Source organism: Streptomyces sp. NPDC048603, from assembly GCF_043199475.1.
Taxonomy (GTDB): domain Bacteria; phylum Actinomycetota; class Actinomycetes; order Streptomycetales; family Streptomycetaceae; genus Streptomyces.
On record NZ_JBICVY010000013.1, the window covers coordinates 30432 to 52310 of the forward strand.

Annotated in this window: 20 protein-coding genes; 11 read left to right on the forward strand and 9 right to left on the reverse strand. The window is 74.0% G+C overall.

Features of this window, described 5'->3' with window-relative positions; genetic code table 11:
- Positions 1-7: 7 nt before the first annotated feature.
- Positions 8-943, reverse strand: a complete 936-nt coding sequence (locus ACGFQ9_RS29325) for a GNAT family N-acetyltransferase (protein ID WP_393577927.1) — start codon at positions 941-943, stop codon at positions 8-10.
- Between the two features lie 82 nt (positions 944-1025).
- On the opposite strand from ACGFQ9_RS29325, the gene ACGFQ9_RS29330 reads away from it, so the two are divergent.
- Positions 1026-1412, forward strand: coding sequence for a GntR family transcriptional regulator (locus ACGFQ9_RS29330; RefSeq protein ID WP_393577928.1), 387 nt, complete (start codon positions 1026-1028; stop codon positions 1410-1412).
- Positions 1413-1466: 54 nt separating this feature from the next.
- On the opposite strand, the gene ACGFQ9_RS29335 is transcribed toward ACGFQ9_RS29330, so the two are convergent.
- Complete coding sequence (locus ACGFQ9_RS29335) at positions 1467-2603, reverse strand: DUF5925 domain-containing protein (protein ID WP_393577929.1); 1137 nt, start codon at positions 2601-2603, stop codon at positions 1467-1469.
- A gap of 240 nt (positions 2604-2843) precedes the next feature.
- Here ACGFQ9_RS29335 and ACGFQ9_RS29340 point away from each other — a divergent pair, with 240 nt between their 5' ends.
- Positions 2844-3650 (forward strand): SGNH/GDSL hydrolase family protein, encoded by an 807-nt coding sequence (locus ACGFQ9_RS29340; protein ID WP_393577931.1) that lies wholly within the window; start codon positions 2844-2846, stop codon positions 3648-3650.
- A gap of 6 nt (positions 3651-3656) precedes the next feature.
- Here the strand turns inward: ACGFQ9_RS29340 and ACGFQ9_RS29345 are convergent, their stop codons facing one another.
- Positions 3657-4769 carry a serine/threonine-protein kinase gene (locus ACGFQ9_RS29345; RefSeq protein WP_393577933.1) on the reverse strand — a complete coding sequence of 371 codons (1113 nt, stop codon included), beginning with the start codon at positions 4767-4769 and terminating at the stop codon, positions 3657-3659.
- 248 nt (positions 4770-5017) lie between these two features.
- Between ACGFQ9_RS29345 and ACGFQ9_RS29350 the strand changes: the two genes are divergently transcribed.
- Entirely contained in the window at positions 5018-5287 is a 270-nt protein-coding gene (locus ACGFQ9_RS29350; RefSeq protein ID WP_393577935.1) for a hypothetical protein, read from the forward strand.
- 38 nt (positions 5288-5325) lie between these two features.
- Here the strand turns inward: ACGFQ9_RS29350 and ACGFQ9_RS29355 are convergent, their stop codons facing one another.
- The 3 genes from ACGFQ9_RS29355 to ACGFQ9_RS29365 all read right to left on the reverse strand — a co-directional run bounded on the left by ACGFQ9_RS29355 (position 5326) and on the right by ACGFQ9_RS29365 (position 8359).
- Positions 5326-6534 carry a CaiB/BaiF CoA transferase family protein gene (locus ACGFQ9_RS29355; protein ID WP_393577937.1) on the reverse strand — a complete coding sequence of 403 codons (1209 nt, stop codon included), beginning with the start codon at positions 6532-6534 and terminating at the stop codon, positions 5326-5328.
- Between the two features lie 77 nt (positions 6535-6611).
- The gene (locus ACGFQ9_RS29360) at positions 6612-7400 is read right to left on the reverse strand and encodes an ABC transporter permease (protein WP_393577938.1); all 789 of its coding nucleotides are present in this window, start codon (positions 7398-7400) and stop codon (positions 6612-6614) included.
- Positions 7397-8359 (reverse strand): ATP-binding cassette domain-containing protein, encoded by a 963-nt coding sequence (locus tag ACGFQ9_RS29365; RefSeq protein ID WP_393577939.1) that lies wholly within the window; start codon positions 8357-8359, stop codon positions 7397-7399. The genes ACGFQ9_RS29360 and ACGFQ9_RS29365 overlap by 4 nt, the downstream gene beginning before the upstream one ends.
- A 145-nt stretch (positions 8360-8504) precedes the next feature.
- Between ACGFQ9_RS29365 and ACGFQ9_RS29370 the strand changes: the two genes are divergently transcribed.
- Positions 8505-9230, forward strand: coding sequence for a TetR/AcrR family transcriptional regulator (locus ACGFQ9_RS29370; protein ID WP_393577940.1), 726 nt, complete (start codon positions 8505-8507; stop codon positions 9228-9230).
- Between the two features lie 141 nt (positions 9231-9371).
- Here the strand turns inward: ACGFQ9_RS29370 and ACGFQ9_RS29375 are convergent, their stop codons facing one another.
- Complete coding sequence (locus ACGFQ9_RS29375) at positions 9372-10484, reverse strand: type ISP restriction/modification enzyme (protein WP_393578180.1); 1113 nt, start codon at positions 10482-10484, stop codon at positions 9372-9374.
- A 161-nt stretch (positions 10485-10645) separates the two neighbouring features.
- Here ACGFQ9_RS29375 and ACGFQ9_RS29380 point away from each other — a divergent pair, with 161 nt between their 5' ends.
- Entirely contained in the window at positions 10646-10813 is a 168-nt protein-coding gene (locus ACGFQ9_RS29380; protein WP_393577941.1) for a hypothetical protein, read from the forward strand.
- Between the two features lie 70 nt (positions 10814-10883).
- On the opposite strand, the gene ACGFQ9_RS29385 is transcribed toward ACGFQ9_RS29380, so the two are convergent.
- Both ACGFQ9_RS29385 and hmgA read right to left on the reverse strand, forming a co-directional pair.
- Positions 10884-11633 carry a GntR family transcriptional regulator gene (locus tag ACGFQ9_RS29385; protein ID WP_393577942.1) on the reverse strand — a complete coding sequence of 250 codons (750 nt, stop codon included), beginning with the start codon at positions 11631-11633 and terminating at the stop codon, positions 10884-10886.
- Between the two features lie 39 nt (positions 11634-11672).
- Complete coding sequence (hmgA, locus tag ACGFQ9_RS29390) at positions 11673-13016, reverse strand: homogentisate 1,2-dioxygenase (protein WP_393577943.1); 1344 nt, start codon at positions 13014-13016, stop codon at positions 11673-11675.
- A 146-nt stretch (positions 13017-13162) separates the two neighbouring features.
- On the opposite strand from hmgA, the gene ACGFQ9_RS29395 reads away from it, so the two are divergent.
- The 6 genes from ACGFQ9_RS29395 (at position 13163) to ACGFQ9_RS29420 (ending at position 21852) form a co-directional block, all read left to right on the forward strand.
- On the forward strand, positions 13163-15526 hold the full coding sequence (locus ACGFQ9_RS29395) for a right-handed parallel beta-helix repeat-containing protein (protein ID WP_393577944.1): 2364 nt from the start codon (positions 13163-13165) through the stop codon (positions 15524-15526).
- Positions 15527-15870: 344 nt separating this feature from the next.
- On the forward strand, positions 15871-16713 hold the full coding sequence (locus tag ACGFQ9_RS29400) for a hypothetical protein (RefSeq protein WP_393578182.1): 843 nt from the start codon (positions 15871-15873) through the stop codon (positions 16711-16713).
- Positions 16714-16834: 121 nt separating this feature from the next.
- Positions 16835-18181 (forward strand): hypothetical protein, encoded by a 1347-nt coding sequence (locus ACGFQ9_RS29405; RefSeq protein ID WP_393578183.1) that lies wholly within the window; start codon positions 16835-16837, stop codon positions 18179-18181.
- Between the two features lie 21 nt (positions 18182-18202).
- Positions 18203-18841 (forward strand): TetR/AcrR family transcriptional regulator, encoded by a 639-nt coding sequence (locus ACGFQ9_RS29410; RefSeq protein WP_393578185.1) that lies wholly within the window; start codon positions 18203-18205, stop codon positions 18839-18841.
- Positions 18842-18949: 108 nt separating this feature from the next.
- Positions 18950-20359 (forward strand): CitMHS family transporter, encoded by a 1410-nt coding sequence (locus tag ACGFQ9_RS29415; protein ID WP_393577946.1) that lies wholly within the window; start codon positions 18950-18952, stop codon positions 20357-20359.
- 80 nt (positions 20360-20439) lie between these two features.
- Entirely contained in the window at positions 20440-21852 is a 1413-nt protein-coding gene (locus tag ACGFQ9_RS29420) for an aldehyde dehydrogenase family protein (RefSeq protein WP_393577948.1), read from the forward strand.
- Positions 21853-21879 lie beyond the last annotated feature (27 nt).

Sequence of the window (21879 nt, forward strand, 5' to 3'; positions counted from 1 at the left end):
ACGGCGTTCAGCCTCCCAGCTTCTTCGCGTAGCGCGTTTCGGTCGCGCAGATCTCGTATCCGAACCACCGGTTGATCGCGAGCATCGGGCCGTTCCCGCTGTCGTTCCCGGTGAACGCCTCCGTACAGCCGGCCGCCCGGGCCCGGTGCAGGGAGGCCGCCTTGGCGAGCTTGGCCAGGCCGCGGCCCCGGTGGGCGCGCACCGTGCCGGTCATCGCCGAGCCGTAGCGGCCGGCGCCGTCGGTGCGGACCGCGCTGAACGCGGCCGGCTCCCCGTCCACCAGGGCCACCATGGTCAGGTCCCGGTCCAGGACCGGGTTGTTCCAGGTGTGCCGGAGCCAGTCCTCGTAGTCGGTCAACTCCGCGCCCACGTCGCTCGGTTCGTCGGCGGTGGCCTCCGCGTCCACGGCGAACAGCGGGCGCGGGTCGGCGGCGAAGGCCGAGGCGGGCCGCAGTTCGACGCCGGCCGGCGGCTCCGGGACCGGCGGCAGGGTGCCGGCCGTCAGGTCCAGCCGGAGGAAGTGAGCCGACCGGCCGCGGCGGTAGCCGTGGCGTTCGGCGAAGGCGCGGTGGGCGGGCTCGTCCAGAACCCAGGCGAAGGCCTCGGTGGCCCCCTCGGCGGCGAGGTACGCCTCCGCGGTGCGGAGCAGGGCGCCGCCGGCTCCCAGACCCCGGCGGGCGGGGTCGACGTAGGGGTTGACGAAGGACCGGCCGGGCTCGGGGCTCTCGTAGGCGATGCCTACCTGGGCGGTGCCGATGACCTCCCCGTCCGCCGTTTCGGCGAGGAGCAGGCGGTACCGCTGCGCGGGGTTGGCGACGGACAGGTCGAACAGGATGCCCTCCGCCGTGCTGATCATGAACGGGAGGGCGGCCCGCCGGACCCGCACCACGGCCTCGACGTCCGCGGGGTCGTCGGGGCGGAGATCACGTACCAGAACAGTCATGCGGTGGACGCTACGCAGGGGGCGTGCCGCCGTGCCCCCGAATTTCCCCGCGACGGGCCCCTGATGGAGCAGAATCCGGGGTGTGACCTCGACGAATCTGAAGATCGGTATTTCCGGAACGGCTGGTTCTGCCGCTCCGTACGAGCAGCTGCGCGCGCAGATCGCGGAGCAGGCGCGGTCGGGCGCCCTCCCGGCCGGCTTCAAGCTGCCGACGGTACGCGGGCTGGCGGAGGAGCTGGGCCTGGCGGCGAACACGGTCGCGAAGGCCTACCGGGCGCTGGAGGCGGACGGGGTGATCGAGACGCGCGGGCGGCACGGCACGTTCGTCGCCGCGGCGGGGGACGCGGCGGCGCGCGAGGCGGCGGGGGCGGCACAGGCGTACGCGGAGCGCGCGCACCGGCTCGGCCTGACCTTCGACGAAGCGGTGTCCGCGGCGCTGGACGCCCTCCGCGCCCGCTACGAGCAGTAGCCCGGCCCCCCCGCCCTGCCGTGGTGGGCGGGGCGGGGCGGCGCGCCGGAGGCGCTACAGGTAGAGCCCCGCCGCCGGGCCGTGCGGCTGCGGCGGGAGGACCGCCGCCGAGCCCGTGCCCCGCCGCAGCGCGTAGAGCTCGGCCAGGGTCGCGCCCTCCCGCGACACCCCCTCCTCCGTGCCCAGCCAGTCCACCGCCTCGCGGTGGGTGAGCTTGCCGACCTCGATCCGGGCCAGGCACCGCCCGGGACGTACCACCGCGGGGTGGAGGCGTTCCAGGTCCTCGTTGGTGGTCACGCCGACCAGGACGTTGCGGCCCTGGCCCAGCAGGCCGTCCGTGAGGTTCAGCAGCCGGGACAGTGCCTGCCCCGCCGTGTGCCGGGCCTCCCCGCGGATCAGCTCGTCGCAGTCCTCCAGGAGCAGCAGCCGCCAGCGCCCCTTCGTGGAGCCCTCGTCCTCCCCGATGGCGATGTCCATCAGGTACCCGACGTCGTTGAACAGCCGCTCGGGGTCGAGTACGCAGTCCACCTGGCACCAGTCCCGCCAGGACCGGGCCAGGGTGCGCAGCGCCGAGGTCTTGCCCGTCCCCGGCGGTCCGTGGAGCAGCAGGAGCCGGCCCGCGATGTCGTCCGGGGTGATCTTCATCAGCCGGTCCATCGCCCCGGCCACCGGCGCCGTGTAGTTCTCCCGTACCTCCGCCCAGGTGCCGGCGCCGATCTGACGCGTCGTGCGGTACGGGCCGCGCCTGGGGGAGACGTACCAGAAGCCCATCGTGACGTTCTCCGGCTGCGGTTCGGGCTCGTCCTGAGCGCCCTCCGTCGCCTGGCCGAGCACCCGCTCCGCCAGCTCGTCGCTGACCGCGGTCACCGTCACGTCCGCGCCCCGGCTCCACCGCGAGACCAGCATCGTCCAGCCCTCGCCCTGGGCGAGGGTGGCGCTGCGGTCGGTGTCGCGCGCCGCGCGCAGCACGGTCGCCGCGGGCGGCAGCAGGGTGGCGTCCGCCTTGACCCGCTCGATGGTGACGCTGTGCGAGTACGGCTGCTCGCCGGAGGCGAACCGGCCGAGGAACAGCGCGTCGACCACGTCCGAGGGGGAGTCGCTGTCGTCCACGGTGAGCCGGATCGGCAGTGCGTCGCGGGGGTCGCGGTCGCTCGGCGGGGGGCCCGGCATGGCGCCCGGAGTGTCTGGCATGGCGCCCATGATCCGGCACGGAGTGCCCTCGTGCACCCGTGTTTCCCCGGTTCGTTCGCCGGATCGGGTGCCTGACTTCCCTCTTCAAACGCTCCCCGCGTGAAGGTTCCGCCCCCGTCCCCACGCCATCTCCTCGCCGAATTTTCTTGGCATGGACACTTCCAGAAGCTCCCGGCTCTCGGTACGACAAACGAGACGAGCCACCCACTCGTCGGTCAACCCCCACAAGGAGCCGCACTCATGAGACTGTCGCGCTTCGCCTCCTTATCCTCCGCACTGCTGCTGGCCGCCGGAGCCGCCCTGTTCGGCGCCGGAGCGGCCGCGGCCGCACCGCAGGCCGACTTCGGCTACGTCGCCCTCGGCGACTCGTACTCCTCCGGCGTCGGCGCCGGGAACTACGACAGCGGCAGCGGCAACTGCAAGCGGACCCCGCGCGCCTACCCCGCACTGTGGGCCGCCGCCCATTCCCCGCAGACCTTCTCCTTCACCGCCTGCTCGGGCGCCCGCACCGGTGACGTGCTGTCCGGCCAGCTCGGCCCGCTCAACAGCGGCACCGACCTGGTCAGCATCACCGTCGGCGGCAACGACGCCGGGTTCTCCGACGTCATGACGACCTGTGTGCTGCAGTCCGAGTCCTCCTGCGTCAGCCGCGTCAACCAGGCCAAGGCGTACGTCGACACCACCCTGCCCGGCAAGCTCGACCAGGTCTACGACGCCATCCGGGCCAAGTCCCCGTCCGCCCGCGTGGTCGTCATCGGCTACCCGCGCTTCTACAAGCTGGGCGGGAGCTGCATCGCCGGCCTCAGCGAGGGCGAGCGGTCCGCCATCAACGGCGCGGCCGACCACCTGAACGCCGCCATCGCCAAGCGGGCCGCCGACCACGGGTTCGCCTTCGCCTCGGTCGTCGGTGCATTCACCGGCCACGAGATCTGCTCCGGCAGCGCGTGGCTGCACAGCCTCAACTGGACCAATATCGGCGAGTCGTACCACCCGACCGCGGCCGGCCACTCCGGCGGCTACCTGCCCGTCTTCACCAACGCCGCCTGAGCCGGCTCAGTCCACGAGCAGCCAGACCAGCGCCACCAGCGCGGCCAGCAGCACCAGCACCCCGGCCGTGAGCACCAGACCGGCCCGGCGCGGCACCGCCCCCTCGGGCGGCGCCGTCGCCGGGCCACCGCCGGTGCCTGGTCCACCCCCGTTGCCGGTCCCGCCGTTGCCGGTCCCGCCGGCGCTGCCGCCGGATCCGGACTCCGGTCCGCCGGTGGCCCGTACGGTCCCGCCGGCACCCACCACGCGCAGCATCCGGGCGGCCTCCGCCGCCGGCAGCCGGTCCGCGGGATCCGGCCGCAGCAGTCCCTCCAGTACGGGCGCCAGCGGACCCGCCCGGCGCGGCGCCGGCGCCGGCGAGCCGCCGTCCGCGCGCGGCGGAGGGCTCCCCTCGACCGCCGTCCAGAGCAGCGCGCCCAGCGACCACAGGTCCGACCCGGGGCCCGGGGCCCGCCCCGAGAGCCGTTCCGGAGCCAGGAACCCGGCCCCCGAGGCGGTCGACCGGGCCAGCCCGAAGTCGCTCAGCAGCACCCGGCCGTCGTTGCCGACCAGGACGTTGCCGGGCTTGAGGTCCCGGTGCAGCACCCCCGACTCGTGCGCGGAGTTCAGCGCGACCAGCAGCTGCTCCCCGAGGTGCGCCACCCGCTGGGGCGGCAGCGGTCCGTCCGCCGCCAGGACCTCCGCCAGCGAGAGTCCGCGGACCAGCTCCATCACGATCCACGGCCGGCCGCCCTCGGTGATCACGTCGTGCACCTTGACCACCCCGCGGTGCGAGATCTGCGCCGCGGCCCTGGCCTCCCGCTCCAGCCGGGCGTACAGGCGCCGGGCGTCCACCGGGTCCGTCCCGGCCGGCACCCTGATCTCCTTGACCGCGACCTCGCGTCCCAGGCTCTCGTCGCGGGCCCGCCACACCAGATCGGTGCTGCCCTCGCCCAGGGGGTCCAGCAGCCGGTAGCGGCCGGCCAGGATCCGCTCGCTTCCGGCCGCGCTTCCGGCCGCGCTTCCGGGCGTGCTTCCGGTCGGCGCCCCGCTCTGCGTTCCGCCCTGTGGTCCGCTCTGCGTTCCGCCCTGTGATCCGTCTCGCTTTCCGCCCGGATCCCGGCTCAGATCTCCGCCCATATGAGGCCCCCCATGGGTAGCGGTCCGATCACTCCACGTTATACCGGTTCGTCGGTCGTGGCGCCGGTCGTGCCAAAACTCGCCAAACAGTCCGGTTTGTGCGGAGAGTGACGGATGACTCCACTGAGTAACCGTCAACTCCCGCGCGAAACAGGGGTAATTCACACGACCGGGATACCCGACTGCGACGTGGGGGCGATAGGGTTAATCTGCCCGGGCCGGGTGCCTTCGTACGGGTGGGGAGAGACATGGAACAGATAGCAATGCGCAGCAGGCCACCCCGTGTGCCTGCCATCACCTGCGGCAGCAGCGCGACCAGCTCGCGCCTCGACCGTCACCTCGCTGTGCTCGGCGGCCCCGCCGTCCCGCAGCGCGAGGCCGCCGAGGCGACCCTGCTGATGCGCGAACTGACCTCGCGCGACCACACGCACGTCCAGCGGAGCCGGAGCGCGCGCGTCGCGCTGTTCGCCCCGCTGCGCCGGCTGCGTCGTACGCTCCTCGGCAGCCGCCGCCCGTAGCACCCCGGCTCCACCCCGGCACACCTCCGTCCCCGGCCTCAGGCGACCACACCGTCCCGGCGCAGCGCCGTGATCTGCGTCTCCGTCATCCCCAGGGAGCGCAGCAACGCGTCGGTGTGTTCGCCGAGTGCGGGCACCGCGCCCATGCGCGGTGCCGCACCGCCCGGCAGCTCGATCGGCGGCAGCAGGGCCCGCAGCGGCCCCGCCGGGGAGTCCACCTCCCGCCAGCGGTCACGTGCCGCCAGCTGGGGGTGCCCGGCCAGGTCCGCCACCGAGTTGAGGCGGGCGCAGGCGATCCCCGCCGCCTCCAGGCGGCCGATCGCCTCCGCCGTGCCCAGTCCGGCCAGTGCCCGGGCCACCACCGCGTCGGTCTCCCCCCGGTTCGCGGTCCGCGCCGCGTTCGTCGCGTAGGCCGGATCCACGCCCAACTCGGGCCGCTCCAGCACCTGTTCGGCCAGCCGCCGCCACTCCCGGTCGTTCTGCACGGAGAGCAGCACCTCGCCGCCGTCCGCCGTCGGGTACGCGTCGTACGGGGCGATCACCGCGTGCCCCAGCCCGGTCCGGGCCGGCTGCTCACCGCCGTGCATGGTGTGGTGCAGCGGATGCCCCATCCACTCGGCGAGCGCGTCCAGCATCGACACCTCGACCGGGCCGCCGCGCCCGGTCGTCCCGCGCCGCAGCAGCGCCGCCAGCACCCCCGAGAACGCGTACATCGCCGCGGCGATGTCGGCCGCCGGGATGCCCGCCTTGACCGGCCGGTCCGGGGTGCCGGTCACCGAGACCAGCCCGGCCTCGCACTGCACGAGCATGTCGTAGGCCCGCTTGTGCGCGTACGGGCCCTCGGGGCCGTAGCCGGAGATGTCCACGGCGACCAGCCGCCCGTACCGCGCGGTGAGCGTGGCGGCGTCCAGCCCGAGCCGGGCCGCCGCCCCCTGCGCGAGGTTCTGCACGAAGACGTCCGCCTCCGCGATCAGCCGCTCCAGCACCTCGCGCCCGCGCGGCTCCTTCAGGTCGAGGGCGATCGACTCCTTCCCCCGGTTGGCCCACACGAAGTGCGAGGCCAGCCCGCGGGCCGCGGTGTCGTAGCCGCGGGCGAAGTCGCCGCCGTCGGGGCGCTCCACCTTGATCACGCGGGCACCGAGGTCGGCGAGCTGGCGCGTGGCGAAGGGGGCCGAGACGGCCTGTTCGACGGCGACGACGGTGACGCCGTCCAGCGGGAGGGGCTGCGGAAGCGCGTGGGTGGCCATGGGGCCCTGCCTACCGGGTGGGGCGGGTGGTTGTCACCCCCGGCCGGCCATGGAGGGAGTCCCGCCCGGTACGGCCGTCAGCCCCGGCCGCGTGCGAACCGGCGCGCGGCCGGCGGCACGAACACCACCAGCAGCGCCAGCGACCAGCACATTGCCCCGGCCACCGGGTGGGCGGCCGGCCAGGCGGCCCCGGGTGCGGCCTCGCCGCCCGCGTTCCCGCACAGCGCGCGCACCGCATTGGCGACCGCGCTGATCGGGTTCCATTCCGCGACCGTACGCACCCACCCGGGCAGCCCGGCCGTGGGCAGATAGGCGCTCGACACCATGGGCAGCACGAAGGTGGCGCTGCCCAACTGGCCGGCCGCCTCCTCGCTCCTGCTGACCAGGCCGAGGTAGGTGCCCACCCAGGCGGTGGCGAACCGGAACAGCAGCAGCACGCCCAGAGCGCCCAGTGCACCCGGCAGGCCGTTCTCGATCCGCCATCCCATCGCGAGCCCCACCAGCATCAGCGGCACCATCGACACCGTCGTGGTCAGCAGGTCCGCGCCGGTCTGGCCGAGCGGTACGGCCGCCCGGCTCATCGGCAGCGTGCGGAACCGGTCCATGACCCCGCGGTGCGCGTCCTGGGCGGCCGTGAACATGCCGGTCATCAGGCCGTTCGCGGCGGTCGCGGCGAGCAGGCCGGGCACCAGGAACTCGCGGTAGTCGGCGGCGGGCATGGCGAGCGCACTGCCGAACACGTAGCCGAAGAACAGCAGCAGCATGACCGGCATGGTCTGGGTGAGGACGAGGAGGGCGGGCGCGTGCCGTGCCTTCTGGAGCTGCCGCGCCACCACCGCCGTACCGTCGGCGAGGACGTTGCTCATGCCGCGGCCTCCCCGGATCCGGCCGGCGCGGCGGTCAGGCGCAGGAACACCTCGTCCAGGCTGGGCGGGCGCAGGCTCGCGTCCGTCACCGGAACCCCCGCCGCGTCCAGGGCCCGTACGACCTGAGGCAGGGTCAGCCCCGGGTCCCGTACGGTCACCCCGACCGTCAGCCGCTCCTCGTCCAGCACCGGCCGTCCGCCGGTGAGCCGGTCCAGCACCACCGCGGCCCCGCCCAGCGACTCGGGCCCGGCCACCGTGACCTCGGCCGAGGACCCGATCCGGGCCTTGAGCGACTCGGGGGTCCCGGTGACGGAGGCGCGGCCGTTGTCGACGAGGGTGACGTCATCGGCGAGCCGGTCGGCCTCCTCCAGGTACTGCGTGGTCAGCAGCACGGTGGTGCCCTCGTCGGCGAGGGACCGCACCGCCGCCCAGATCTGCTCCCGGGAAGCCGGATCCAGGCCGGTGGTCGGTTCGTCGAGGAACAGCACCCGTGGCCGGGTGAGCAGGCCGGCGGCCAGGTCCAGGCGCCGCCGCATGCCGCCGGACCAGGTGCCGACCACGCGGTCGGCGGCCTCGTCGAGCCCGAGGCGGCCGAGCAGTTCGCCGGCGCGGGCCCGGGCTGCGGCTCCGCGCAGCCCGGTCAGGCGCGCGAACAGGCGGAGGTTCTCCCGGCCGGTGAGCTCGCCGTCGACCGAGGCGTACTGGCCGGTGACACCGATGGCCCGGCGCACCGCGGCCGGTTCGCGGACCACGTCGTGGCCGGCCACGGCCGCGGAGCCGGCGTCCGGGAGGGTCAGGGTGGCGAAGACCCGGACGGCGGTGGTCTTTCCCGCGCCGTTGCGGCCGAGCAGTCCGCGCACGGTGCCCTCGGGGACCGCCAGATCGAGCCCGCGCAGGGCCCGGACCTCCCCGAACCTCTTCTCCACACCTTCACTAAGTACAGCGTACGTAGTTGTCATGGCGGCGACCCTACCGCACTACGTACGCTGTACGTGGCTAGGATGGGTGAGTGGACGTGGGTATGAAGGTGGACGCGGGCACCGGCCCGGACGTGGGCGGATGTGCGGGCGTCGTCGGCGACGGCGCGGCGCCGGGTGAGGGCCGATGACGGCCGCCGGGCGCTCCGTCGAGCCCGGGGTGATCTGGACCCGCCCGCAGCGGGCCGGCCGCGGACCCCGTCCCGCGCACAGCCGTGACTCGATCGCGGCCGAGGCGGTGCGGATCGCCGACGCGGAGGGCATCGAGGCGGTGTCCATGCGCCGGGTCGCCGCCGGAGTGGGCGCCGGGACCATGTCGCTCTACAACTACGTTCCGCGCAAGGAGGACTTGTACGAGCTGATGGTGGACCGCGTCAGCGGCGAGTACGAACTCACCCCGCCCACGGGGGACTGGCGTGGCGACATGCTCGGACTGGCCCGCCAGGGACGCGATCTGATGTTCCGTCATCCATGGCTGCCGGGACTTCTGTCGCCGGTGTACGGCTTCAGCCCGCAGGTGCTGCGCTACCTGGAGCACTGCCTGTTCTGCCTGGCGCCGCTGGAGGTCCCGGATGCCGGGAAGCTGGAGCTGATCGCCTCGCTCAACGGCATGCTCGCCACCTACGTGGGCGGTGAACTGGCGCTGGCCGAACGGGCGCGCTCACTGCCGTGGGGCGAGGCGGCCGAGCGCGGGGCGCGCACGGCCTACCTGGCCGGGCAGCTCGCGACGGGGGAGTACCCGCGGCTGGCCGGGGCGCTGGGCGCCGCGGCGGAGTCCCCGCCACCCGACCTGGAGGCCGTCTTCGGGCACTGGGTGGGGCGATTGCTGGACTCGTTCGCCCCGCCCCGGTGAGTGCGGGGCCCGTACCGCCGGAGGCCGGACCGGCGCCCCCGTGACCGCGGAGCCCGGCCTGCCGGGTCTGATCCGTATGGCACGGTCTGGCACCCCCTGGCATTCGGCACCCCCTGGCATCCGGCACCCCATGACACCCCCCTACAGCAGTGCGAACTGGCCGCCCGGGCCCTCCTCCCGGTGGTCCAGCACCGAGGCGGGCCGGCGCGCCCGGCGTGGCGGCGGCAGGACGCCCGCCGCCCGCAGCTCCGCGGCCGTGATCTCCGGCCCGGTGCCGAACGCGGCCCGCTCCGGGGCGAGTTCGGCCAGCAGGGACAGCGTGGTGATCAGCCCCAGCAGCTCCGAGGTCCACTGCTGCGGCCACTGCACGGGCCCCAGCGCCTCCAGGCCCTCCGCCGACCGGTAGGCGGTCCGGGCCGCGAACCACCCCTCCAGCACCCGGACACCGCGTTCCTCGTACGCCCACGCCTCCGCCGGCACCGGCGCGATCCGCCCGGTGCCCAGATGCAGGGTCTCGGTCTCCGCGTCGTACGCCGGCCCGTCCGGCCGGTCCGGGAGTGCGGCACGGACGTACGGGCGCCGCCCGCCCGGCAGCCGCGGCGGCTCCCCGCCCCGGGCCCCGCGCAGCCGCACGGCCAGGATGCGGCGCCCCAGCTCCACCCCGGCCCGCCAGCGCCCTGGGTCGGCTGTGAGGGGGACCTCGTACCCGCGCGGGCCGGGGCGGCCGGTGGCCAGCACCCAGGCCAGCACCTCGTCCGCGGTCGCCGCGGTCCCGTGGCGCTCGCCGAGGAAGGCGAGCAGGCCCGGAGCCAGGTTCGGTTCGGTCCCGCCCGGCCGGCGGTGCAGCGGCCGGACCCGGCCCGGCCGCCCGGCCGGCAGATGGGCGGTGATCAGCGGCTCGGTCTCCAGGACGAACAGCTGGTGCTCGTCACGCACCCGCCACAGCTCCGGCCGGGCCGCGTCGATGATCCGCTGGTCCGGCAGCAGCCACTCCTCGTGGAACGGCCCGGTCAGCACCCGCACCGGCTCCGGGCAGGCCCCGGGCTCCGGTGCGAAGGGACCGGTGCCGGCCCGCTGCCCCGGCAGCGCCGCCGCCCCGGCCGCCGGCGTACGGGACCGGCTCGGCCGGAACAGCCGTTCGTGCTCCGCGCCCCCGGCGGCGGTCAGGGCCGCCCAGCGGGCCCGCAGGGTCGCGGGATCGGCGGCGGCGGGCCAGGACCGGCCGAGCCGCAGCGGGGCCACCGACCAGGGCATCAGATCGTCCAGCAGGGGCGCGTCCGTCGTCACCCGCCAGATGGTAGGGGGAGCGCGGGGTGAGCCCGGGTCCACGAGCGGACCTGTCCGGGCCGCTGCGAAGCGTTACGCTCCTTTTGTAGGCACATGTTCCGCGCATGTCCCGATCGAGGAGGGCGGCCATGAGCCAGTACGACGAATACTCGACCCCGTCCCAGGCCGAAGGCGAGCGCCTGGACGAGGACATGGACGAGAAGGAGCGGCGGGAACACCGGCACCCCGACGTCATGCGGACCACGCCTTCCCAGGCCGAGGGCGAGCGCGCCCGGGAGCAGGGCGAGGAAAGCTGACCCGGCCCCGGCCCCGGCCCTTCCGGCACGCCCCCCGGCACGCGCCCCCGGTGCGGCCCTTCAGCGCGGTCTAGTGCGCGTCGACCGTCACCGTGAAGGAGAACCGGTCGCCGCGGTAGCGGATCCGGGCCACGTCCACCACCCGGCCGTCCTCGTCGTACGTCACGCCCGTGTAGTGCAGGATCGGGCTGAGCAGCGGCACCTCCAGCAGCTCGGCCGTCGCCGGGTCGGCCAGCCGCGCCTCCACGGTGTCGGTGATCCGGCTGATCCGCACCCCCACCACGTCCCGGAGCACCTTGGTCATCGGCCAGCGCTCCAGATCGGCCACGTCCACCGCCCCGGCGAGCTCGGGGAGGAGTGCGTTCTCCGCCCAGTTGGTCGGCTCCCCGGTGGTCCCGTCACGGCGCAGCCGCCGGTACGTGACCACCTCCTGGGCGCCCGGGAAGTACTCGGAGAGTTCCCCCGGAACCGGCCCCCGCTCGTGCCCGAGGACCGTGGTGCGCTCGCCGGACTGCTGGGCCACGATCGCGTCGACCGAGCCCAGCAGCCGTACCGGCGCTCCGCGCTGCGCCCCCGGCTCGATGAAGGTGCCGCGCCGCCGGTGCCGGGTGATCAGCCCCTCCTGCTCCAGCTCCTTCAGCGCCTGCCGCATGGTCAGCACGCTGACCCCGTAGTGCTCGGCCAGCTGCTCCTCGGTGGGCAGGCGCAGCGAGGCGTCCGGGGTGCGCCCCAGTATCGAGGCGCGCAGGGACTGCGACACCTGGTACCAGAGCGGCAGCTTCCGGTTGAGCACCAGTGAATCGGGGGCGAAGGCGGTCACGGGGATTTCTCCGTACGGGTGGGGCGTCGTGCACGCATCCTAGGCGCGGAAGTGCCGTTCGAGGCCCTGCCAGACGTCGTCGTAGCCGCGCTGCAGGTGGTCCGCGCCGGCCGCCTGCCCGGTGGCGGTGACCGGCCAGCGGGTCTCGAACATGAAGGCCAGGCCGTCGTCGATCTTCTGCGGCTTGAGCTCGGCGGCGCTCGCCTTGTCGAAGGTCTCCCGGTCCGGGCCGTGCGCGGACATCATGTTGTGCAGCGAGCCGCCGCCCGGCACGAAGCCCTCGGCCTTGGCGTCGTAGGCGCCCTCGATCAGGCCCATGTACTCGCTCATCACGTTCCGGTGGAAGTACGGCGGGCGGAAGGTGTCCTCGCCGACCAGCCAGCGCGGCGCGAACACCACGAAGTCCACGCCCGCCAGGCCCGGGGTGTCCGAGGGCGAGGTCAGCACCGTGAAGATCGACGGGTCGGGGTGGTCGTAGCTGATGGTGCCGATCACGTTGAAGCGGCGCAGGTCGTAGACGTACGGGACGTGCGTGCCGTGCCAGGCGACCACGTCCAGCGGGGAGTGGCCGTAGGTCGCGGACCAGAGGTTGCCGCAGAACTTGTTGATGACCTCGGTGGGCCGCTCGACGTCCTCGTACGCCGCCACCGGCGCGAGGAAGTCCCGGGCGTTGGCCAGGCCGTTGGCGCCGATCGGACCCAGGTACGGCAGCTCGAAGGGCTGCCCGTAGTTCTCGCAGACGTAGCCGCGGGAGGGCTCGTCGCCGCTGTTCAGGAGCTCGACCCGGAAGCGCACGCCGCGCGGGATCAGGGCCATGTGCCCGGGCTCGGCGTGCAGCAGGCCGAGCTCGGTGCGGATCAGCAGGCCGCCGCGCTCGGGGACGATCAGCAGCTCGCCGTCGGAGTCGCTGAACACCCGGTCGGTCATGGAGGCGTTGGCCGCGTAGAGGTGGATGGCCATGCCGGTGCGCTGGGTGGCGTCGCCGTTGCCGCCGAGGGTCCACAGGCCGGCCAGGAAGTCGGTGCCGGGCGCCGGGTCCGGCAGCGGGTTCCAGCGGAGCCGGTTCGGGTCGGGGACGGTCTCGGTGAACGGCGCGGTGCGCAGGTTGCCGTTGTCGGTCCGGGTGAAGGGCGGGTGCGCGGCCGACGGGCGGATCCGGTAGAGCCAGGAGCGCCGGTTGTGGGCGCGGGGCTCGGTGAACGCGCTGCCGCTGAGCTGCTCGGCGTAGAGGCCGAGGGGGGCGATCTGGGGGGAGTTGCGGCCCAGGGGGAGCGCCCCCGGGACGGCCTCCGAGCTGTGTTCGTTGCCGAAGCCGGACAGGTACGTCAGCCCCTCCGCCGTCTTCCTGGCCTGCTCGCTGCCGTTGCCGCTGACGCTCGTCATGCGTTCGCTCCCGCTCCGTCGAGGAATCCTATGGTCGACAGTAGGATTCCCGGCCCGCCGCGTCAACGGCGGGAATTCCGTCGTGCGGAAACTCGGGCGTGCGCGGGGGGCTCCCAAAAGATGAACATTGCTCTACTCTCTCGCGCATGTCGTGGACCCGCAGGTTCCCTGCCGTGCCGGCGGGGTTCCCCGCCGCCCTGCCCGCCGCCCTCCTCGCGCTCCTCCTCGCCGTACTGGCGGTGCTCGCGGCCGCTCCCGCCGCCCGCGCCCACGAGGAGCGCCCGGTCACCTTCCCCGACGGCTCGGGCTCCGTGCCCCGGTACCGCCAGGCCGAACCCGACCTGATCGTCTGCAAGGCCGACCGGGGGGACTTCGAAAAGCGGATCTCCGCCTTCCCGGCGGAGCTCAGGCAGCGCAACCTGGACCTCTTCGCCCGCTGCGAGCGCGAGGGATACCGGCACCTCCAGCAGGCCGTGGACAAGGTGGACCGGCCCGGCATGAACATCGCGATCCTGCCCGGGCTCTACGAGGAGGAGCCCTCGCTGCCCGAGCCGGCGGGGGAGTGCGCCGCCCTGGAGGCGCCCAAGTCCTCCTTCGGCTACCAGATCCTCAGCTACGAGCAGCAGGCCCGCTGCCCGCACAACCAGAACCTCGTTGCCATCCTCGGCAAGAAGGACCTGCAGATCGAGGGCACCGGCGCGTCCCGGCTGGACGTGGTCGTCGACGCCGGGTACCGGAAGCTGAACGCGATCCGCGCGGACAAGTCGAACGGGATCTACTTCCGCAACTTCACCGCCCAGCGCACCACCTTCAACTCGCTCTACGTCCTCGCCGGGGACGGCTTCGTCATCGACGACGTGCTCACCCGCTGGAACGACGAGTACGGCTTCCTGACCTTCGCCAGCGACCACGGGCTCTACAAGAACTGCGAGTCCTACGGCAACGGCGACTCCGGCATCTACCCCGGCAGCGCCTCGAACATCAACGACGGCCGCGGCTACGACGTGCCCCGCTACTCCATCGAGATCACCGGCTGCCGCAGCCACCACAACATGGTCGGATACTCCGGCACCGCCGGTGACTCGGTCTGGGTCCACGACAACGAGTTCGACCAGAACATGGGCGGCGCCTCGATGGACAGCGCCTTCCCCGGCCACCCCGGACTCCCGCAGAACCACGCCAAGTTCGAGCGGAACCTGATCCACGACAACAACCAGGACTACTACCGGTACGTCGCGGACGGCACCTGCGCCAAGGCCCCCGCAGACCGCGGCTACGAGCAGGGCGTGGTCTGCCCGCAGATCTCCATGCCCCCCGGCACCGGCATCATCACCGCCGGCGGGAACTGGAACATCTACGAGAACAACTGGGTCTACGGCCACCGGCGCGCGGCGTTCTTCCTCTCGGCCGTGCCCGCGTTCATCCGCGGCGAGGAGGAGTGGTCCAAGCAGGCCGACACCTCCCACCACAACCGGTACGCGGGCAACGTCCTCGGCAAGGACAGGTCCGGCGCCTCCCGCCCCAACGGGATGGACGTGTGGTGGGACGGCCAGGGCAAGCGCAACTGCTGGCAGGACGGCCCGGACGGCTCCACCCCCGGCACCCTGCCCGAGTGCGGCGGGGCGCGCGGGCAGGTCTCCGGGGCCTCCGCACGGCTGGTCGGCGAACCGGTGAAGCTGGTCCAGCTCCTCGTCTGCGCCGACTACAACGTGCAGGCGCGCCGGCTGCCGGCGGGCTGCGACTGGTACGGAGCCCGCGGCCTGGAACGGGTGGAGACCCAGATCGCGCTGGCCGTGGCCGCGGTCCTGCTGCTGGTCGGCGGCACCCTGTGGTGGCGCCGGCTGCGCCGCGACCGGCTCGGCACCGCCGCCTTCGCCGTGGGCGCCGCCGGCCTGGCCCTGGACGTGGCGGGCTCCACCATGTCCTTGGCCGGCACCCCCGTGCCCGCCCTGGCGCTGCTCCTGCAGGGAGTGTGGTGGACCGGCACCGGCCTGGCCCTGCGCGGCTCCCGGCCCTGGCTCGCCCGGCTGACCCTCCTCCTGGGCGCCCTCACCCTGCTCGACGCCTTCGACAAGGCCGTGCTGATGATCCCGTGGATCCCGGTCGGCCCGGCCTGGATCCGCGGCCTGGTCGCCGTGGTGTGGGTGCTCTGGGCAGTGATCGCCTCGGCCCGCACCGACGCCGGCCCGCCCCCCACGACCACCCCGCCCGGCGATGCCCCGTCCGGCGACCGGATCCCCGTCCCGGCAGGCGCCGCCCCGGCCCGGCGCACCGCGGCAACCCCCACCGGGCCCGACCAGGGCCCGGCGGGCTCCGCCCCGACCCCGGACACCCCGCGGACCGGCAACCCCACGGAGGCCCCCTCGCCCGCCGGCGACCCGCGCCCGAACACCCGGCCCGAGGACGGCTCGGCGAACGGCGGCTCCGGTGCGGACACCGGCTCCGCAGGCGCTTCCGGCGCGGACGGCCCGCCCGCCCCGGGCGGCGGGACGCCGGGAGGCGCGGCATGAACGGGCAGCACGACGCCTGCGGCGTCTGCCGTACGCCGTTCCGCCGGAACCGTGCGGCGGACCGGCCGGATCGGCCGGACCACTCGGGCGGATCGGGCCGGTCCGGGCAGCCGGGCATGCCCGGTCTGCTCGGCCGGCTCGCCCTCCTGGGCGTGCCCGGCCTGCCCGCCGGGGCGGGGCCCGGGGACGGCCGGCGCTCCGGCGGCCGGGGCCGGGCAGACGGGCCGGGCCGGGGCGGGCAGGGCCGGGGCGAGGTGGGCCGGGGCGGTCCGGGCGCCCCGGCCCGCGGGGTCCGCCGCCCCCAGCGCCCCGGCCGGCGCCGGCCGGGGCGGCGGGCCGCGGCGCTGCTCGCCGTGGCGCTGCTGCTCGCCGGCGCCGGTGCGACGGGCTGTGGTGGGCGGCCGACCACCCACCACAAGCCCGGCACCAGTCACGAGCAGGCGTCCGGGAGCACCGGCACCCTGCTGGACACCAGGGACCCGGCCAGCCACCGCTTCCGGGAGGTCCCGGCGGCCGGTGCCCCCGAGGTCCGGCTGACCCTCCGGTCCGACACCGAGGACGGCTGGAACCTCCAACTCGCCGTACAGAACTTCCGGTTCACCCCCGACAGCACCGGCGGTGCCGCTGTCCCCGGAGCCGGTCACGCCCACCTGGAGCTCGACGGCCGCAAGCTGGCCAGGCTGTACGGCCCCTGGCACCACCTGCCGGCCGCGCAGGTACCCCCGGGTCCGCACACCCTGACCGTCCGCCTCTACGCCGACGACCACACCGCGTGGGCCGTCGCGGGCAAGCCGGTCGAGGCCACGGCACAGCTCACCGCCACCGCGGCGGGCAGCCCGCCCGCCCACGGCCACGGCACCCCCGCCCCGCCCGCGGGCACGGCCAGCCCGCCGCCGAACGGCGCGACCCCCGGCGGTGCGCCGGCCGACCGGACCGTCACGCTCTCCGTCCGCGACGGCAAGGTCAGCCCCGCTCCCGGCCGCACCGAGCTCAAGCGCGGCCAGAGCGTGGCCCTGCGGGTCACCAGCGACCGCGCGGACACCCTGCACGTCCACGGCTACGACCGGGAACTGGCGCTGCCGCCGGGTCAGGAGGCCACCCTCCTCCTCACCGTCGACCGCACGGGCCTGTTCGAGGTCGAGACCCACGAGTCCGGCCTGGTCCTCACCCAGCTCGTGGTCCGGTGACCGGGTGCCGCCCGTGACCGTCCCGTCCGCCGCGGCCACCCCGCTCGCCCTGCCAGTCCCGCCCGCCCCGCCGGACCTGCCCGCCAGTCCCGTCCTGCCCGGTGTGCCGGACCTGCCCGTCCTGCCGGTTCCGCCGGCCGGCCCGGGTCCCGGCCGGCTCCTGGCGCACGGTGTGGGTTCCACCCACGACCTGCCGATCTCCCCCTTCTACGCGTTCGCCGGTGCCTTCACCGCCCTGTTCGTCTCCTTCCTCGCCCTCGGCCTGCTCTGGTCCACCTCCCGCTTCCGCGGCGACCGCTCCGGCCTCGCCCTCCCGGCCGGATTCCAGCGCCTCGCCGACGCCCCGCACACCCGCACCGCCCTGCGCGTCCTCGGGCTGGCCGCCGCGCTCTTCGTCCTGCTGCACCTCCTGTTCGGCCCCGACGACCCCGAGCGCAATCCCGCGCCCGGCGCCGTCTACGTCCTCTTCTGGGTCGGCCTGGTCCCCGCCTCCCTCCTCCTCGGCCCCGTCTGGCGCCTCCTCAACCCCCTCCGCACCCTGCACTCCCTGCCCGCCCGCCTGCGCTCCCGCCTGCCGCGCCACGGCGCCCGCACCGCCGACCCCGCCCGCGCGGTGCGGACCCGCCCGGTGCCCGCCCGCCTCGGCACCTGGCCCGCAGCCGCCGGACTGCTGGGCTTCACCTGGCTGGAGCTCGTCGCCCCCGAACCCGCGTCGACCACCACCCTCCTGACCGCACTCGCCTTCTACGCCGCCGTCCAGCTGCTGTGCGCCGCCCGCTACGGCGAGCGCTGGTTCGGCCACGGCGACGCGTTCGAGGTGTACTCCGGCCTGCTGGCCCGGCTGTCCCCCCTCGGCCGCCGCAGCGACGGCCGCCTGGTCCTCCGTAACCCCTTCCACGGACTCGACGCGACGCCCGAGCGGCCCGGACTCGTCGCCACCGTCTGCGTCCTCCTCGGATCCACCGCCTACGACGGCTTCTCCGACACCCCCTCCTGGATCAACACCGTCCAGACCTCCCCCCTCGGCCGCGTTCCCACGGCCACGCTCGGACTCCTCGGCGCCGTCGCGCTCGTCGCCGTCCTCTACTGCCTGTGCGCGGCGGCCACCCGCCTGGTCTCCGGCCCTCTCCCCGGCCCCCTGACCGCCTTCGCGCACTCACTCCTGCCGATCGCCCTCGGCTATCTCGTCGCCCACTACTTCTCCCTCCTCGTGACCGAAGGACCACGCACCGTAAGCATCGCACTCGGCACTGACAACGCCCCTCCGCCCGCCCCGCCCCTGGGCCCCGGAGGGCTGGCCGCCCTCCAGGTCGCCGCCGTCGTCACCGGCCACGTCCTCGGCGTGGTCGCCGCCCATGACCGATCGGTCCGGCTCTTCCCGCCGGCCAGGGCCGTCGCCGGTCAGCTCCCCCTGTTCGCGCTGATGATCGTCTACACCCTCGGCGGAATAAGCCTCCTGCTGAACTGATCCACAACGAGGAGCGGCATGATGGACCCCGTGCCCGCAGTGCCTCCCGCCCATTCCCTCCGCCGCGCCCCGGTCCAGCAGCGCAGCGCCGACCGGCTCGCCCGGATCCTCGACGCCTGCGCCGAGCTGCTCGACGAGACCGGCTACGAACTCCTCAGCACCCGGGCCGTCGCGGTCCGCGCCGGCGTGCCCATCGGCTCCGTCTACCGCTTCTTCAGCAACAAGCGGGCCATGGCCGACGCCCTCGCCCACCGCAACCTCGACCGCTACGCCCAGGGCATCTCCGACCGGCTCGCGGAGCTCCCGGCCACCGACTGGCGGCCCGTGGTGGACGCCGTGCTCGACGAGTACCTGTCGATGAAGCGGAGCGTGCCGGGCTTCGTCCTCGTGGACTTCGGGGTGCCCGCACCACCGGCCGAGAGCAGCGAGGGGACCGTCGCCGACCCCAACCACCTGGTCGCCGCCCGCCTCACCGAGCTCCTCTGCGCCCATCTCGGCCTGGTCGCGGACGAGGCGCTGAGCCGCGCCGTCCTGGTCGCGGTCGAGGCCACCGACGCCCTGATCCAGCTGGCCTTCCGCTCCGACCCGGCCGGCGACCGGCACATCGTCGACGAGACCCGCGCCATGATGCACGCCTACCTGGCCCGCGTCCTGGACTGACCCAACGCCCCGCCGATCCGGTGCACCTGCCCTGAGCTGGGGTTTTGCTCGTATTGCTCACGCGCGCACCCCTTGTTGGCCGGTTAACGCCCTCCTTACCTTCCCTGCATGCTGACCATCCTCGGTTTTGCCATGATCGCGACGTTCCTGGTCCTGATCATGATGAAAAAGATGTCGCCGATCGCGGCTCTCGTCCTCGTCCCCGCCCTCTTCTGCGTCGCCGTCGGCCAGGGCGCGCAGCTCGGCGACTACGTCATCGAAGGCGTCGGGAAGCTCGCCCCGACCGCCGCCATGCTGATGTTCGCCATCGTCTACTTCGGCGTCATGATCGACGTCGGCCTGTTCGACCCGATCGTCCGGGGCATCCTGCGCTTCTGCAGGGCCGACCCGATGCGCGTCGTCGTCGGCACCGCGGTGCTCGCCGCGGTGGTCTCGCTCGACGGCGACGGCTCCACCACCTTCATGATCACGGTCTCGGCCATGTACCCGCTGTACAAGCGGCTGGGCCTCAGCCTGGTGGTCATGACCGGTGTGGCCGCCACCGCCAACGGCGTCATGAACACCCTGCCCTGGGGCGGCCCCACGGCCCGCGCCGCCACCGCCCTCAAGCTGGACGCCGCCGACATCTTCGTCCCGATGATCCCGGCGCTGGCCGTCGGTCTGCTCTTCGTCTTCGTCCTCGCCTACGTGCTGGGCGTACGCGAGCGGCGCCGTGTCGGGTCCCTGGTCATGCCGGGCGGAACGGCCGCGAGCGAGGAGGTGCTGGTCACGGCCGGCGGTGCCGGGACCGCGGCGGGATCCGGAGCCGCGCCGGCCAAGGCCGTCGGCGCTACGGGCGACCACGCGGCGCCCGCCGCCCCGGAGGACGACGACGGCTTCCGGGGCCTGGACCCGCACCGCGCCACGCTCCGGCCCCGGCTCTACTGGTTCAACGCCGGACTGACCGTCGCGCTGCTCACCGCGATGATCACGGAACTGCTCCCCATCCCGGTGCTGTTCCTGCTCGGCGCCGCCCTCGCGCTCACCGTCAACTTCCCCCGGATGGCCGAGCAGAAGGAGCGCATCGCCGCCCATGCCGAGAACGTCCTCAACGTCGCCGGCATGGTCTTCGCCGCCGCCGTCTTCACCGGGGTCCTCACCGGCACCGGCATGGTCAAGCACATGGCCGACTGGCTGGTCGACGCCGTCCCGGAGGGCATGGGCCCGCACATGGCCCTGGTCACCGGCCTGCTGAGCCTGCCGCTCACCTACTTCATGTCCAACGACGGCTTCTACTTCGGTGTCCTGCCGGTGCTCGCCGAGGCCGGGGCCGCGCACGGGGTCTCCCCGCTGGAGATCGCCCGCGCCTCCCTGGTCGGCCAGGCCCTGCACATGTCCAGCCCGCTGGTCCCGGCCGTCTACGTACTCGTCGGCATGGCCAAGGTGGAATTCGGGGACCACACCCGCTTCACGGTGAAATGGGCGGCCCTCACCTCCCTGGTGGTCCTCGCCGCGGGGATGCTTTTCGGCATCATCTGAGCCCGGCGAACAGGAAACTAGCGATGCTAGTTTGTAGGGTGTCTGCGAGGTTCATCGCGCATCGGCCCGGGAGGAAGCCCATGAAGGCCCACGACGGCATGTACATCGGCGGGGAATGGCGGCCCGCCGCAGGCCGCGACCGGATCGAGGTCGTCAACCCGGCGGACGAGCAGGTCCTGGCCGGTGTCCCGGCCGGTACCGCCGAGGACGTGGACGCGGCGGTACGGGCGGCCCGCGAGGCCTTCCCCGGCTGGGCGGCCACCCCGCCCGCCGAGCGCGCCGCCCGGATCGCCGCCGTACGTGACGTCCTGGTCGCCCGCAGGAAGGAGTTCGCCGAGCTGATCACCGCCGAGCTCGGCGCTCCGCTCGGCTTCTCCGAGATGGTGCACGTCGGGGCGCCGATCGCGGTGGCATCGTCGTTCGCGGAGATCGCCGCCGGGCACCCCTTCGAGGAGCGCATCGGGAACTCCACCGTGCTGCTGGCCCCCGTCGGTGTCGTCGGGGCCATTACGCCCTGGAACTACCCGCTGCACCAGATCGTTGCCAAGGCGGCACCCGCTCTCGCGGCGGGCTGCACGGTCGTCCTCAAGCCCGCCGAGGACACCCCGCTGACCGCGCAGCTCTTCGCCGAGGCGGTCGCCGAGGCCGGCGTACCGGCCGGCGTGTTCAACCTGGTGACCGGTACCGGCCCGGTCGCCGGGCAGGCGCTGGCCGCCCACCCGGACGTCGACCTCGTGTCCTTCACCGGCTCCACCGCCGTCGGCCGGCTCGTCGGCGCCACCGCCGGCGCGGCGGTCAAGCGGGTCGCCCTGGAGCTGGGTGGCAAATCGGCCAATGTCATCCTGCCCGGCGCCGATCTCGCCAAGGCCGTCGCCACCGGTGTCGGCCACGTCATGAACAACTCGGGCCAGAGCTGCAACGCCCTCACCCGCATGCTGGTCCACCGCGACCAGTACGAGGAGGCCGTGGCCCTGGCCGCGGAGGCGGTCGCCGGCTACCCGGTCGGGGACCCGCGCGAGACCGGGACCCGGCTCGGCCCGGTGATCAACGCCAAGCAGCGGGACCGGGTCCGCGGCTACATCGACAAGGGCATCGAGGAAGGTGCCCGCCTCGTCGCGGGCGGCCCCGAAGCGCCCCACGACCGGGGCTACTTCGTCACGCCCACGGTCTTCGCGGACGTCACCCCCGAGATGACCATCGCCCAGGAGGAAATCTTCGGCCCGGTCCTCTCGATCCTGCGCTACGAGGACGAGGAGGACGCCCTCCGGATCGCCAACGGCACCGTCTACGGCCTCGGCGGCGCGGTCTGGGCGGCAGACGAGGACACCGCCGTCGCCTTCGCCCGTCGCATGGACACCGGTCAGGTGGACATCAACGGCGGCCGGTTCAACCCGCTCGCACCGTTCGGCGGCTTCAAGCAGTCCGGTGTCGGCCGCGAGCTCGGACCGCACGGCCTGGCCGAGTACCTCCAGACCAAGTCCCTGCAGTTCTGACCGCCTAGGGTCTGTCCGGCGGATCAT

Excerpts from the sequence above, each read along its gene's own strand:
- ACGFQ9_RS29325 (WP_393577927.1), bottom strand. The coding sequence starts at position 943 with ATGACTGTTCTGGTACGTGATCTCCGCCCCGACGACCCCGCGGACGTC.
- ACGFQ9_RS29335 (WP_393577929.1), bottom strand. The coding sequence starts at position 2,603 with ATGCCAGACACTCCGGGCGCCATGCCGGGCCCCCCGCCGAGCGACCGC.
- ACGFQ9_RS29340 (WP_393577931.1), top strand. The coding sequence starts at position 2,844 with ATGAGACTGTCGCGCTTCGCCTCCTTATCCTCCGCACTGCTGCTGGCC.
- ACGFQ9_RS29345 (WP_393577933.1), bottom strand. The coding sequence starts at position 4,769 with ATGGGCGGAGATCTGAGCCGGGATCCGGGCGGAAAGCGAGACGGATCA.
- ACGFQ9_RS29350 (WP_393577935.1), top strand. The coding sequence starts at position 5,018 with ATGGAACAGATAGCAATGCGCAGCAGGCCACCCCGTGTGCCTGCCATC.
- ACGFQ9_RS29355 (WP_393577937.1), bottom strand. The coding sequence starts at position 6,534 with ATGGCCACCCACGCGCTTCCGCAGCCCCTCCCGCTGGACGGCGTCACC.
- ACGFQ9_RS29360 (WP_393577938.1), bottom strand. The coding sequence starts at position 7,400 with ATGAGCAACGTCCTCGCCGACGGTACGGCGGTGGTGGCGCGGCAGCTC.
- ACGFQ9_RS29365 (WP_393577939.1), bottom strand. The coding sequence starts at position 8,359 with ATGACAACTACGTACGCTGTACTTAGTGAAGGTGTGGAGAAGAGGTTC.
- ACGFQ9_RS29370 (WP_393577940.1), top strand. The coding sequence starts at position 8,505 with ATGACGGCCGCCGGGCGCTCCGTCGAGCCCGGGGTGATCTGGACCCGC.
- ACGFQ9_RS29375 (WP_393578180.1), bottom strand. The coding sequence starts at position 10,484 with ATGCCCTGGTCGGTGGCCCCGCTGCGGCTCGGCCGGTCCTGGCCCGCC.
- ACGFQ9_RS29380 (WP_393577941.1), top strand. The coding sequence starts at position 10,646 with ATGAGCCAGTACGACGAATACTCGACCCCGTCCCAGGCCGAAGGCGAG.
- hmgA (WP_393577943.1), bottom strand. The coding sequence starts at position 13,016 with ATGACGAGCGTCAGCGGCAACGGCAGCGAGCAGGCCAGGAAGACGGCG.
- ACGFQ9_RS29395 (WP_393577944.1), top strand. The coding sequence starts at position 13,163 with ATGTCGTGGACCCGCAGGTTCCCTGCCGTGCCGGCGGGGTTCCCCGCC.
- ACGFQ9_RS29410 (WP_393578185.1), top strand. The coding sequence starts at position 18,203 with ATGGACCCCGTGCCCGCAGTGCCTCCCGCCCATTCCCTCCGCCGCGCC.
- ACGFQ9_RS29415 (WP_393577946.1), top strand. The coding sequence starts at position 18,950 with ATGCTGACCATCCTCGGTTTTGCCATGATCGCGACGTTCCTGGTCCTG.
- ACGFQ9_RS29420 (WP_393577948.1), top strand. The coding sequence starts at position 20,440 with ATGAAGGCCCACGACGGCATGTACATCGGCGGGGAATGGCGGCCCGCC.